The organism is Stenotrophomonas sp. FR012 (genome assembly GCF_047520565.2).
Lineage (GTDB): Bacteria > Pseudomonadota > Gammaproteobacteria > Xanthomonadales > Xanthomonadaceae > Stenotrophomonas > Stenotrophomonas sepilia.
Genome location: NZ_JAXBQL020000018.1, coordinates 14,287 through 27,221, shown reverse-complemented (window position 1 = coordinate 27,221; position 12,935 = coordinate 14,287). Strand labels below are relative to the sequence as shown.

At 67.3% G+C, this 12,935-nt stretch carries 9 protein-coding genes; 5 read left to right on the top strand and 4 right to left on the bottom strand.

Going from position 1 to position 12,935, the window contains the following annotated elements:
- Nucleotides 1-42: 42 nt before the first annotated feature.
- Nucleotides 43-2,916 carry an autotransporter domain-containing protein gene (locus ACM0O9_RS18810; RefSeq protein ID WP_414603929.1) on the bottom strand — a complete coding sequence of 958 codons (2,874 nt, stop codon included), beginning with the start codon at nt 2,914-2,916 and terminating at the stop codon, nt 43-45.
- Nucleotides 2,917-3,152: 236 nt separating this feature from the next.
- Here ACM0O9_RS18810 and ACM0O9_RS18805 point away from each other — a divergent pair, with 236 nt between their 5' ends.
- Genes ACM0O9_RS18805 through ACM0O9_RS18785 form a run of 5 tightly spaced genes read left to right on the top strand, consistent with a single transcriptional unit; the run spans nt 3,153 to nt 9,161 of the window.
- Nucleotides 3,153-3,680, top strand: a complete 528-nt coding sequence (locus ACM0O9_RS18805; RefSeq protein WP_080352916.1) for an RNA polymerase sigma factor — start codon at nt 3,153-3,155, stop codon at nt 3,678-3,680.
- Nucleotides 3,677-4,645, top strand: coding sequence for a FecR family protein (locus ACM0O9_RS18800; protein ID WP_235649523.1), 969 nt, complete (start codon nt 3,677-3,679; stop codon nt 4,643-4,645). Before ACM0O9_RS18805 ends, ACM0O9_RS18800 begins: the two co-directional genes overlap by 4 nt.
- Nucleotides 4,646-4,656: 11 nt before the next feature.
- Entirely contained in the window at nt 4,657-7,455 is a 2,799-nt protein-coding gene (locus tag ACM0O9_RS18795; RefSeq protein ID WP_414603928.1) for a TonB-dependent receptor plug domain-containing protein, read from the top strand.
- A 45-nt stretch (nt 7,456-7,500) separates the two neighbouring features.
- Nucleotides 7,501-8,457 carry a hypothetical protein gene (locus ACM0O9_RS18790; protein WP_414603927.1) on the top strand — a complete coding sequence of 319 codons (957 nt, stop codon included), beginning with the start codon at nt 7,501-7,503 and terminating at the stop codon, nt 8,455-8,457.
- Nucleotides 8,454-9,161 carry a hypothetical protein gene (locus ACM0O9_RS18785; protein WP_414603926.1) on the top strand — a complete coding sequence of 236 codons (708 nt, stop codon included), beginning with the start codon at nt 8,454-8,456 and terminating at the stop codon, nt 9,159-9,161. Before ACM0O9_RS18790 ends, ACM0O9_RS18785 begins: the two co-directional genes overlap by 4 nt.
- 82 nt (nt 9,162-9,243) lie before the next feature.
- Here ACM0O9_RS18785 and ACM0O9_RS18780 read toward each other — a convergent pair whose 3' ends face one another.
- The 3 genes from ACM0O9_RS18780 to ispH all read right to left on the bottom strand — a co-directional run bounded on the left by ACM0O9_RS18780 (nt 9,244) and on the right by ispH (nt 12,918).
- The gene (locus ACM0O9_RS18780) at nt 9,244-9,906 is read right to left on the bottom strand and encodes a lysoplasmalogenase (protein ID WP_065196546.1); all 663 of its coding nucleotides are present in this window, start codon (nt 9,904-9,906) and stop codon (nt 9,244-9,246) included.
- Nucleotides 9,903-11,786 carry a M61 family metallopeptidase gene (locus ACM0O9_RS18775; RefSeq protein WP_164261371.1) on the bottom strand — a complete coding sequence of 628 codons (1,884 nt, stop codon included), beginning with the start codon at nt 11,784-11,786 and terminating at the stop codon, nt 9,903-9,905. Before ACM0O9_RS18775 ends, ACM0O9_RS18780 begins: the two co-directional genes overlap by 4 nt.
- 181 nt (nt 11,787-11,967) lie before the next feature.
- Complete coding sequence (ispH, locus tag ACM0O9_RS18770) at nt 11,968-12,918, bottom strand: 4-hydroxy-3-methylbut-2-enyl diphosphate reductase (protein WP_005415710.1); 951 nt, start codon at nt 12,916-12,918, stop codon at nt 11,968-11,970.
- Nucleotides 12,919-12,935 lie beyond the last annotated feature (17 nt).

Sequence of the window (12,935 nt, the reverse complement as noted above, 5' to 3'; positions counted from 1 at the left end):
GATGGTCCCGGCGATACGGATATCGCCGGGACCGAGTACCCCTTAGAACTGGTAGCCCAGGCCCAGCATCACGCCGTTCTGGATCTGCCCGTCGCGGCGCTCACCCACGTAGTCGGCCATGATCGACAGGCGCTCGCTGGCGCGACTGGTCACGCCGACGTTCCAGGCCAGCACCTGCTCGCCCACGGCCTGGCTGCTGGCACCAAACACCAGGTCCGGGGCCGCAGCAAAGCCGGTGCTGTAGCGCGCCTGCGAATCGCCCAGCTCCTTCTGCCAGACCACGCGGGCACGCGGGGTAATGCGCTCACCGTTGTTGCCTTCGAAGGTCTTGAACAGCTGCAGGCCGGCACCCACACGAATGCTCTCCAGGCTGCCGCTGCGGCCCACCAGCGCACCGGCGCCCTGCCCTTCATTGAAACGGGTGGCCGAGGTCCGTGCGTAGTCCACCACCGGCAGCAGCGGCTGGATCACCAGACCCTTTCCAGTGGTGAAGGAGAACGCATGCTCCACCCGTGCCGAGATGGCATCGTTGCTGTACTTCGCGCGCAGAGGCTGCTGCAGCCCATCAATGCCGCCGACACTGCGGCGGGTGTCATGCCGCAGGTCGGTGTAGCGCACGGCCGCCGACAGGTAGCCCCGCGAATAGGTCGCATCCAGGTAGCCGCCCACATCCAGCGCGCGTACGTCGCCACTGAAGCCGGAGCCGTCGCTGGCCTTGGTCGACATGTCGGCGGCGGCCACGCTCACGCCGAGGGTCACGCGGTCATCGGCCACGCGGGTATCGGCACCGATCACGATGCCGCCGACAGTGTGGCTCAGGCCGGCCACACCACCGTCGGCGTCGATGCGGCCATGGCTGGCGAAACCGCGCGCCCACAGGCCACGGCTGCGACCCGCCACGTTACTGTCGCCAGTACCGTCGCCCGCCGGCTCGACCAGATGCATGGCCAACTGATTGAACAGGCTGCCATGGCGCATGCCCGGCTGCGCCGACACCGACTGCGCCGCCTGCGAAGCCAACCCGTCTGCATCGCCGCCACTGCGCATCGCTGCCTGGTGCTGCTGCACCACGTTGCCGATGCTGCCGATCAGTGCATTGTCGGCCAGACGCAGGCTGGCATGCGCATCACCGCGCAGGGCGCCAGCCTGCTGTGCGATCACATCGCGGTCGGTGAACTGCAGCGCGCCGAGCAACGACTTCAGGCCGCTGTCCTGGCGGTCCGCTGCAGCGGCCAGCGCACGCCCCAGGCCGTCGCCGGAGGTGCCGTTGGCGAACAGGCCCAGCTGATCGAAGCCCGGGTTGGCGGTCAGCCACAGGCCGTCGGCGGTCTGGTTGACGTTGAAGCTGAGCAGCGAATTGTGGCGCGGGCGAAACACTTCACCGGCCGTGATGCTGGCGCTGTAGCCGGCATCGCCCAGCCGCACGGCATCCTGGAAGCCCCCCTGGTAGATCGGTCCTTCCACCAGGTCGCGACGGTAGGTGCCGGCATAGAAGCCCTGGGCCACGTTCAGCGCCAGATGTGCGCCCTGCGCGATCACCAGCGCGCCCTCCTCGGAGCCGCCATCGTAGAAGCTTCCGACGCGCAGGCGGCCACTGCCGGTACCACCGGTTTCGGTAACATCGAACAGCACCTGCCCGCCGGGCATGATGTTGACGTAGCCGTGGGTCACCAGATCACCACCACGCGGCATCAACGTGCCGAACACGCGCAGTCGGTTGAAGCCGTCTTCGCGGTAGGACGGGCCGGTGCCATCCAGCAGCGCATCGCTGTCGGTGCCGACCGATGCGATATCACCATGGCCGACCACGATGCTGCCCGGCATCACGCGCAGCTCGGGGGTGCGCAGCGCACCACCCTCCAGTGCGATGGTGCCGTTGTCCACCAGAATGAAATCGGCGCCAGTGGTTTCGGCGGTGCGCCAGGTAGCGCCATTGCTGACACGGATCACGCCCGCCGAACTGGCCAGGGTTGAGGCATCCAGATCGGCCAGCCGCAGCTGACCGCGCAGTTCATTCTGGACGTCGGGATCGGCGAGCAGCTGCTGCAACGACTGCGCGCCGATACCGTTCGCCCCCCGCGTGGAGACGTTGTACAGGCTCACCGCATCGTTGATGTAGGTGCTGGCCCAGTCGGTGTTCCAGCGCGCGAAATCGTCGTCGACGAAGGCCTGCAGCTGGCGCGCGGTGCGCAGGTAGCCCGGGTTGATGTCGCCGCTGACGTTGCTGGTGACACGGAGGGTGTCGCCCGGATCGCGATAGCCTGCCGTGTTGATGATGTTGTTGCCGCGGATGTCCTGGCCCGGGAACGACTCCAGCTTGCTGCCGCTGCCATCCGGATCGAAGGTGACCGACGTACCCGTGGTGCGCGCCGGGTCGCGGAATACCAGCAGGCCATTGGGTTGAACCACTTCATACATCGCCTTGTGCAACAGGCCCGCATCCATCCCGCCGCCGTAGTTGCCTGTGTAGATCTGGGTCATGCGCGCTGACGGCGCATAGGTGATCCTGCCGCCACTGCTGGCGGCGTGGATCTGCACCGAGTCGACCAGTGGCAGATCGCCGCCGAGGTAACGGTTGACGCCACCGGACTGCATGATCGAGCAGGACGAGATGCAGTGGCCGGACACGATGGTGTCCAGGCCCTGGGTGCGGATCACCGCCTGCAGCCACTCGCCGGCGATCAGCGCGCCACCATTGGATGTGCGCAGCACGACTTCGCGGATCGGACGGCCTTCAGCCTGTGCCTTGGCCAGCAGCGCGGGCAGCGCCACCACGTCAGCAACGGTGACGCCGCCGCTGAGGAAGACGCGATCGTCCCGCACGTGATAATTCATTGCCATGACGTCATCAACCGCCGCCATGGCGGTGACGCCCATCAGCCCGGCCAGGGCCAGGCTCAACTTCGAATGTTTCATGCGTTCTCTCTCCACCCGCAACACACGGGTCAGGAGTTCAACGTCCGGGCGGCGCAAACTCCCCCAGCGCACCAGTCCCCGAAACATGAATGCATTCACAATAAAATCAGGGGTCATGCACACTCTTCCCCATCCGGTCATCGTCGCGTAAAACTCGAAGACGCACCCGCCACCGACGCCCGAGGCCAGCCCTGTCCACCCCCTCTCCTCTGATCCATCGCGCGCCGGACCTGTCCGTGCCGACGGACGCGTTCATTGCGTTCGTACGGGAAGAACGCGCGCCGTTGTGCGCTTTCCTGCGCACGCGCGGCGTTGGGCCGGAGGATGCCGAGGACATCGCGCAGGACTGCATGGAGCGGCTGATCCGCTATCGCGCGCACAGTGCCGACGAGCTGCGGTTGCTGCTGTATCGTATCGCCCGCAACCGCCTGGCAGACCGTGGCCGCTCGTCGCAGTCGCGGCCACACCTGTCCCTTGCCGAACACGATGGCGGCGACGAGCCCTCCAGCACGTCGCCCGATCCATTGCGCCAGGCCGAGTCCGGGCAGATGCTGTCCCTGCTGCGGCAGGCCCTGTTCAAGCTGCCCGAGCGCGCGCGCGAGGTGTACCTGCTCAACCGGATCACCGGCATGAGCTATACGCAGATCGCGCGGCACTGTGGAATCACCGCCAAGACCGTGGAAAAACATATCGCCCGCGCCCTGCAGGGCCTGCGCCAGGAACTCGGATCGGATCCGCTGCACAACGACAGGGACAACGGATGAGTCACGCCAGCCCCAGGGAAGACACCCTGCTGTTTGAACGCGCCAGCGCCTGGGTGGCGCGGCTGGAGGCTCCGGACTGCACGCCGGGCGAGCGAGAGAGGTTCGAGGACTGGCTGGCCGAGGACCCGGCCCATGTCAGCGCCTGGATCCAGGCCGAGACCCTGTTCCAGCGGGGCGAAGAACTGGCCGCTGACCCGTGGCTGCGCACCGCCGCAGCACGTGCGGCACGGCCGGCACAGCGTCGCTGGCTGCCGGCAGTGGCCGCCGCCGCAGGCGTCTGCCTGGCCATCGGGATCGGCTGGATGGTCGCCATCGACGGCAACCCCACGCCGCTGCGCTATGCCAACGATTCCCACCTGCCCCGGCAGCAGACGCTGGCCGATGGCAGCGTGGCCACGCTGGATGCGGGCACCACGCTGCACGCCCGATTCGGTTGGCGCCATCGCAACCTGGTGCTGGAACGTGGCCGCCTGCAGCTGCAGGTCGCACCGTCGAGCAAGGCGCTGCAGCTGCGCGCCGGCGACAGCACCATCCGCGACATCGGCACCACCTTCCAGGTGGAGCGCCTGAACGACGGCCTGGTCGAAGTCGCACTGCTGGAAGGTGCGGTGGAAGTCAGCAATGGGGGAACCCAGCACACCCTGGCACCCGGCCAGCAGCTGCAGGTGCTGCCCTCGGGCCGCTTCCAGCCCGGCCCGGCGCTGTCGTCCAATGCCGCTGCCGAAGGCTGGCTGAAGGGACAGCTGGTGTTCGATGCCACGCCGCTGTCGATCGTGGTCGAGCGCATGAACCGCTACGGCCGCACGCCGCTGGTGATCGCCGATCCCGAGATCGCCAGCCTGGCCGTGAGTGGCACCTTCCGTGCCGGCGATGCGCAGGAACTGCTGTCGGCGCTGGAACTGGGCTGGTCGGTGGCTGGCCAGACGCGACCGGATGGCGCGCTGGAACTGCGCCGCACGTACTGAGGAGGCCTGCAGTGAAGGCAGTACCGGGCGCGCTGCGGGAGGGGCTGCTCTGCACCCTGTTCTGCTTCGCGCTGAGCATCGCCGCGCTGCCCTCTGCCGATGCAGCCGAACAGGCCGGCACCCTGGAGGTCCATGTGGGTTCAGGCCCACTCGCACCGGCCCTGCAGCAATGGGCGCGCCAGAGTGGCATCGCCCTGCTGTTCGATGCGCGTGAACTGGATGGCCTGCGCACGGCCGGCACCCATGGCCAACGCGATGCGGCCGCGGCCCTGAAGGAACTGGTCGCCGGCATGCCGGTGACCATCCTGCGCACGCCTGCCGGTGGATTCGTCGTCCGGCGCACCCGGCCAGCACCGCCATCGCCCCCGCCGGTCGCGACGCGTGCGATGCCCGCGGTACCGTCGCCGGGCGGGGTGCCCGAGACGCCACCGCAGGTGGAGCTGGCGCCGATCCATGTCACCGGCAGCCGGCTGCCGCGCACCTCCGTGCAGACCACGCTGCCGGTGACCATCATCGACCGCGATGACATCCTGCGCAGCGGTTACGGCAGCCTGTTCGACCTGCTGCGGCACTTGCCGGGCATGAACGGCCACCCGGCGATGAGCACCTCGCGCAGTGGCGATTCGCAGTACCTGCCGGTGGGTGCGGCCACCACCACCAGCCTGGACGGCATGGGTCCGCGTGCGACCTTGTTCCTGGTCAATGGCCGGCGCCTGCCACGCTATCCGATGGTGTCGCTGGAACAGGGCGGGCTCACCGACCTGGGGGGCATCCCGCTCAGCTTCGTCGAGCGCATCGAACTGGTGCGTGGCGGTGCGTCGGCCATCTATGGTGCCGACGCGATGTCCGGCGTGGTCAACATCATCCTGCGTGACCAGGCCGATGGCCCTGAAGCCATGCTGCAGACCGGCCTGAGCGGGCGTGGCGACGCCGGCCAGTATCGCCTGCAGGCGGCCACCGGTGGCGTGCGCGACGGAGGGGACCGCTGGTTCGCTGGCGTCGACCTGCATCGCATCGACCACGTGGCCGGCGATCGCCGCGAATGGCATGCGGAAACCTCGCAGTACCTGATCGGCGCGTTCCGCGATGGACGCTACTGGCCGGCAAAGCGCTGCGAAGGGCCATTGAAACGGCGCGATGGTGCCTGCTGGTTTGACAGCGCACGCCCGCGTTCGCTGCAACCGGCCTCGGACACCGCCTCGGCCTACCTGCGCTATCGGCATGAGCGCGGCAAAGGTCGCTACGCCTACGCCGAGGCGCGGGCCAGCCACAACCGGCAACGCTTCGACCTCGGCCCGACCGCCGTAGCCATCGGGCTTTATGGGTTCACCTTCAACAGCGTGCTGCGCGAAGCCGGCAACGTGCGTCCGCATGTACGTGCCACCGATGCCGACGTCACCTTCGGCATGGGCCGCGACCAGGGCCGCCGCAGCTGGGATGCCGGCATCAGCGCACAGCGCAGCGATGTCACCCTGACGACGTCCGGCACCGTGCGCGCCCAACCACTGCTGCGCGCTGCCGAGACGCTGGATTTCCTGCCCGGCTTCACCTCGTTGCCGGCAGAGACCGCCGCGCAGTTGTTCCCGTCGATCCGCAACCGCGGGCGCACCGAGCAGTGGCAGGGCTGGTGGGGCATGCAGCGCGAGTTGATGCCATTGGCCGGCGGTGCTGCACAAGTGGCCACCGGCATCGACCTGCGCCAGGAACGCTGGACGTCGCATCCCGACGCGCTGCTGAGCCAGGGCGACCTGGCGCTGGGCCTGCCACAGGAACAACGCCACCTGTCACGCCGCAGTGGCGGTGCCTACGCCGAACTCGGCCTGCCATTGGCGCGCACGCTGCGCATGGACCTGGCAGCACGCTGGGACCGCGATGGCGATTACCAGGCTTTCTCGCCCCGCGTGGGCGTACGCTGGAGCCCGACACCGCAGTGGTCATTCCTGCTTGCCACCGGGCGCGGCTACCGGGCCCCCAGCCTGTTCGAGCAACGGCGGCCGCCGGGCTATTTCGGCGCGATCGAACTACCCGCCTCCAGCGCACTGCCCAACTGCGCGCAGAGCAACGGCAACGGACGCTGCAGCGTAACCGTGGACGTGGTGGAGAACGATGCGCTGAAAGCGGAGCGGTCGCGCAGCCATTCCCTGGGTGCGACCTGGACACCGACCGATGCGTTTTCACTGTCGCTGACCCACAACATCGTCGAACTGCGCAACGAGATTCTGGCCCTGCAACCGGCCGACGCAGTGTGGAATTCAAGCACGTGGGAGTTGGACGAGGACGGCAACCTGCACAACCTGCGCCTGTCCTTCGACAACATCGGCCGCACCACGTCGCGCAACCTTGTTCTGCGCGGGGAGTACCACATCGACACCGGCAGCACCGGCCAGTGGCTGTTCTCGCTCGATGCGCTGAAGCAGCAGGAACTGCGCCGCGAGCGTGGTCACGAAGCGACGGTGGACCTGCGTGGCCATGTCACGCCAGCGATGGCCGCCGTGCTCAATGTGCAGTGGCAGAACAGCAACTGGGACATCGCCCTGCGCGGCAACCAGGTAGGGCGCACGCGTGCCTGGCTGCCCGGTGCGGAATGCCCGGAGGAACAGCGCGAGCAGAACCATTGCATGAATCCGCGGCAGCTGCGCTGGAACCTGCACCTGGCAAGGCGGCTGGGGCCGCGCGTGGTCGCCGCGCTGGACGTGCACAACGTGCTCGACACGCAACCGGTGAACTACCTGGTCGGCAATGGCGGCCAGATGCCGGGGCTGGACGATCCACTTGGCCGCTACTTCCTGCTGACCCTGCAGATCCGCTGAGCGTAGTACCCTACGCGCCCTGTTCCATCGGTCCCCCACCACCCCATGAAGGCCTATCTCTGGTTCTGGGGCGCGTTCCTGCTGTTCTTCGCGTTGCCCTTCCCCTGCATCCTCTACTTCGGCACGTCGTGGCCGGTGCCACTGGCCGACCGCAGCGCGCCATGGCTGGCCCTGCTGCTGCTCGCCCTGTCGCTGGCCCTGTGGCTCGCGTTGCTGCTCGCCTTCCTGCACTACCTGCTGCTGGGCCCGCCGCGCGCGCTGCATCGGGTGCGCACCATCCTGGCCGACGGTGAGCCGCGTGATGCGTTGATCGAACAGGCCGAGCAGACCGGCGTGCACGTGCGCGGCTTCGCGCAGTGGAGACTGAAGCTTGGCTTCCAGAACCTGTCCGGCACGCCGATCAACGAACAGATGCTGGTGGTGGACAGCAAACCACAGCTGCAGCGTTTCGTGGCCGGCCAGCGCATCGAGGTTCGCCTGAGCCGGACGCCGGGTGCGTTCCCAAATGTGGTGCTGGAGGGCGCCCAGCCCGAACTTGATGTCGCCAGCCTCTGGCGCCGCGGCGCCGGCGCGGTCATCGGCATCGTCGTGGTTGCCAACGCCTACGTGCTCGCCTATCGGCTGCAGAGCGAGGGCCTGGGCTGGACGTTCATGTCCTTCGGCCACCCACTGCTGGTGTGCCCGCTGGTGTTGTGCGGCTACGCCCTGGGCCTGCGCGTCCTGGGGCGCCTGCTGCAGGCCGATGCACGCGGAGACGCACTGAAGTACCGCGGCATCGGCGTGGATGCGAAGGTGCTGAAGCTGCGCCAGACCGGCACCTACCTCAACGAGCAGCCGCAGGTGGAGTTCCAGCTGGAGTACACCGATCGCGAAGGTGGCATACAGCAGGTGAGCGTGCGCCGCTTCATCCCGTTGATCGAGCTTGCCAACCTTCCACGCGAGCAGGTTACGCTGCTGTACGACCCGGAAGATCGCGGCAGCGTTCGCCTGGAGGGTATATGAAGCAGCCACCCTCGACCCTGCTGGTGTTCTCCGTGGTACTGCTGGTGCTGGCCGGCGTCGCCGTGGCAGGCGGGGCACTGCAGACCCTCGGCGAAACGATGGGCCATGTGGTGCAGGATGACCGCGCAACCACGCCGATCACCACTCCCCCACCGCGCGAGAGGCCTGCTTCGGCCGCACCGATTCCCGAACCGCGGTCGATGCCGGTGCCCGAACGCAGCAACCGCTTGTTCGATGCGGACTACCTGCTGGCCGCCCGCCAGGCACTGGAACAGATGCCAGCCCTGGCCGGGCACCGGTTGATGGTGTTCCACAGCATCCACTTCTACGATGATGGCCGCATCAATCTGGATCTGGTCGATCCGCAGCAACCTACGCACGTGGACAGCTACCACTTCGAGCACGGCCAGTGGCGCAAGGGTGACCCGGTCGATCCGCAGCGCTTCGCGCCCACCATCACCCTGCGCCGCAGCAGCACGGCGCTGGCCAACATCGATTTCGAGGCGGTGCCACGCGTCGCCCAGGCGCTGCAGGCGCAGCGCAACGCGCTGATGGCCACGCCGGGTGACGTCGGCCACGTCTATGTGATCGTGCGCAAGGGCGGCAGGCTGGTGTGGCTGCCGGACGAGGTCGCCGGCGATCGCCAGTCCGCACGACTCTCGTTCGACGCACAGGGGCGTTCCGGCCACGCGAACCGACGATAGTCAACGCAAAAAGGGGACGGAGGGGATTAAGTCGCATGTGCCTTGGTGCGGTCTGCGACTTAATCCCCTCCGTCCCCTTTTTCTATTTCACCGAACGGGCGATGGCGTACTGCGCGCCGTAATAGGTGGACAGCACCAGCAGGCTGGCCAGTGGCAGGCCGCCGGCGAAGCGGTCCCAGGCCAGCAGCGAATCGCTGGCCACGAACAGCAGCGCACCGACGGCAGCCCAGGGCGCACTTCGGGCTTCCACGGCAGGCTGCGGGCTGCGCCATTGCCGTGCCAAGGCCAACACCGCCATCGAGGCCAGCACCACCACGTACGCCAGCACCGGCATACGCATCGGTGCAGGCAGGTGCGGCCACAGCCCAAGCACATTGAGTACAGCGAACGCACCGAGCAGGATGCTGGCGGCGAGCAGGCCACGCCCGGCACGCAGGCCCTCACGGAAGGCGACGATGTAGCAGAGGTGCGCCAGCAGGAACGCCACCAGCCCCGGTACGAACGCGTCCATCGGCAGCATCAGCGCGATGTCACCCAGGCACGACAGCAGCATGCCGGCCAGCACCGCGCGCCGGTAGGACGGCTGCGCAGGATCACGCACCCGCCAGGCGATGGCGGCGATCAGCAGCGTGGTCGCCGGCTTCGCCAGCCAATGCAGCCAGCGCCCGTCACCGTGAAAGAACGCGCCGACGATGGCGAGGATCGCCATCAACAGGATCACGCCATCGCGGGCGCGCGGTTTCATCGCGCCTTCCACAGGTCCGCCAGGCGGTCAGGCTTGCCGGCGATACGCTCCAGCACCGGATACTGCAGGCCACCGTGGTAGTCGATGTTCATCGTCTCGATGCGGTCGAACTGCTTCACCAGCAGGACGATCGGCGCCTTGTCCTTGGCCGCCGTCGCCACCGCATCCTTCAAGCGCTGGCTGCTGTACTCGCGCCCGCCAACCGCAATCACCTTCATGCCGGGTGCAAGACCGGCGTTGAACGCCGGGCTGTCCCAGATCACGTCGCCGACCACGCCGCTGTCGAGCACGGTCGCGCCCAGCGAATAGGCCAGCAGTGCGGCCTTGGCACGCTTTTCCTGCGCCTTGTAGGCGTCGTTCGGAGTATCGCGGTAGACCAGCTTCCAGCCCGCCAGTTCCAGCCCCCCGGTCAACGAACCGTGGCCGTCCAGGCGCCCGCGCAGGAACGTCGCCCAGTCGTACGGCACGATGCCGTTCAAGGTCGCCACCACGTCGTCGAAGGTGTAGGGGTTGACGTCCCAGTCACCGTTGCCAACCCCGAAGAAGGCGCGCGCGAAGTCATCCAGGCTGCGGCGGTTGCCGCTCAGTTCGCGCAGCTTGCCCTCCACTTCCAGCCACAGCATCTGGCCACCGGAGTAATAGTCTTCGCTCATCTGGTAGTTGCGGTACGGCAACGTCCGGCGCTGGGCGATGGTCGGGTCGTTGGTGGTGTCCTGCAACGGGCGCCAGGCCAGGCCCGGGCGGCCGCGATCATAGGTCGCGGCCACATTGGCCAGCATGTCGCGCGCCTGCGCCGTCGACCACAGCCCCGAGCGTGCCGCCAGCACCTGTCCCCAGAACTGGGTCTGGCCTTCGTAGACCCACAGCAGGCTGTCGCCCATCGGCGTGTTGAAGTTGGCGGTTGCCAGGTCAGCGCCACGCCGGTACTTGCCGTTCCAGGAATGGGTGTACTCGTGCGGTAGCAGATCGCGCATCCAGGCGTTGTCGTCCCACTCGGTGAAGTAACCCGGGTCGGCACTGTTCTCGCTGGAACGGTGATGCTCCAGGCCGATGCCACCAAGACGGTCGGTCAACGCCAGCAGGAATTCATAGTGGTTGTAGTGGCGCGCACCGTAGAGCTTGTCGGCCTGCCGCACCAGTGCGCGGTGCAGGGTGATCTGTGCCTCGCTCGGCTTCAGCGACTTGGCCTCGTCGGCAAACACATTGAGGTGCACCGGCACCTTCGCGCCCGGATCGAGATCGATGCGCTGGTAGTGCTCGCCGGCAAACAACGGCGAATCGACCAGGTGGTCATAGGTGATCGGCTTGAACACCACGGTATCGCCGTCGCGGCGCGCGGTTTCCAGCGCAGTGGCAAACGACCAGCCCTTGGGTAGGATCACGCTGGCCTGCGCCTGCAGGTCGCGTGTATCGACGCCGGCCGGATACAGCGAGTTGGCATTCCACTGCAGGTTGAGCATCTCCGGGGTCATCACCACCCGGCCCTGGCTGCCGCCCTGCGAGGACAGGAAGTCGAAGTGGGCGACGATCTCGCTGACGCCCTCGGGCACGTCTACCTTGAACGCATAGACGTTGTACTGGTCGCGCTGCCAGGCCAACGGCTTGCCGTTGGCGGTCACGCGCAGGCCGGCCAGCTTGTCGATCGGGCCGGTGGGCGAATGGTTGCCGGGAATCCACTGCGGGTACAGCAGGGTCATCGGACCGGGTTTGACCGGTACGGTGGCGGTCACCTTGAAGATGCGGCGAGCGAGATCGCGCGCATCCACATCGATGCGCAGCAGGCCGGGCGCCGTGGCGTTGGCCGGCGGCGAAATCTGAGCGAGCGCGGGCGTGGTTGCCAGCGCGAACAGCAACGACATCGCCAAGGCACGGGTCTTCATCGGGCAGGTTCCAACAGCGGAGAATCTCCCGATGCTAGGCCTGTAAAGTGCCCTGCCCCATGGCCAAAGGTCATGGGCGGCCCGGCCATCCGCGCATGACAAAAAGCGTGCGAACCAAGGTTCGCACCCACCAGAGCAGTTTCAGTAGATCCACGCCATGCGTGGATGAGGCGCTTCCCGGTCAGTCGACCAGGCGCAGACGCAGTTCCTTCGGCAACGCGAACACCATCGATTCCGGTTCGCCTTCCAGCTCGCCCACGCCGGTTGCACCCAGCTCGGCCAGGCGCGCCAGCACGCCATCGACCAGTACCTGCGGCGCCGAGGCGCCAGCGGTCACGCCGATGTGCTGCTTGCCCACCACCCACGCCGGGTCGATCTCGTGCGCACCGTCGATCAGGTACGACTCCACACCTTCACGGCGGGCCAGTTCGCTCAGACGGTTCGAGTTGGAGCTGTTCGGCGAACCGACCACCAGCACCAGGTCGCAGCGCTTGGCCAGGTCGCGCACGGCGTCCTGGCGGTTCTGCGTGGCGTAGCAGATGTCGTCGTTCTTCGGGCCCTGCATCGCCGGGAAACGCTCGCGCAGCGCATCGATGATGCCGCGCGTATCGTCCACCGACAGCGTCGTCTGGGTGGTGTAGGCGAAGTTGTCCGGCTGGTTGATGTGCAGCGTGGCAACCTGCTCGACATCCTCGACCAGGTAGATCTGGCCGGTGCCGGCTTCGCGGTTCCACTGGCCCATGGTGCCTTCCACTTCCGGGTGACCGGCATGGCCGATCAGCACCACGTCACGGCCGGCACGGCAGTGGCGGGCGACTTCGAAGTGGACCTTGGTCACCAGCGGGCAGGTCGCGTCGAACACCTTCAGGCCACGGCGCTCGGCTTCCTGGCGCACGGCCTGGGAGACGCCATGCGCGCTGAAGATCACCGTGTTGTTGTCCGGAACCTCGTCGAGCTCTTCGACGAAGATCGCGCCGCGCTGCTTCAGGTCGTCGACCACGAAGCGGTTGTGCACCACTTCATGGCGGACGTAGATGGGCGCGCCCAGCGTTTCGATCGCGCGCTTGACGATCTCGATCGCACGATCGACACCGGCACAGAAACCACGCGGGTTGGCGAGCAGCACATCCATCAGTTCAATCTCCCGGC

Excerpts from the sequence above, each read along its gene's own strand:
- ACM0O9_RS18775 (WP_164261371.1), bottom strand. The coding sequence starts at position 11,786 with ATGAAGACCCGTGCCTTGGCGATGTCGTTGCTGTTCGCGCTGGCAACC.
- ACM0O9_RS18780 (WP_065196546.1), bottom strand. The coding sequence starts at position 9,906 with ATGAAACCGCGCGCCCGCGATGGCGTGATCCTGTTGATGGCGATCCTC.
- ACM0O9_RS18785 (WP_414603926.1), top strand. The coding sequence starts at position 8,454 with ATGAAGCAGCCACCCTCGACCCTGCTGGTGTTCTCCGTGGTACTGCTG.
- ispH (WP_005415710.1), bottom strand. The coding sequence starts at position 12,918 with ATGGATGTGCTGCTCGCCAACCCGCGTGGTTTCTGTGCCGGTGTCGAT.
- ACM0O9_RS18790 (WP_414603927.1), top strand. The coding sequence starts at position 7,501 with ATGAAGGCCTATCTCTGGTTCTGGGGCGCGTTCCTGCTGTTCTTCGCG.
- ACM0O9_RS18800 (WP_235649523.1), top strand. The coding sequence starts at position 3,677 with ATGAGTCACGCCAGCCCCAGGGAAGACACCCTGCTGTTTGAACGCGCC.
- ACM0O9_RS18810 (WP_414603929.1), bottom strand. The coding sequence starts at position 2,916 with ATGAAACATTCGAAGTTGAGCCTGGCCCTGGCCGGGCTGATGGGCGTC.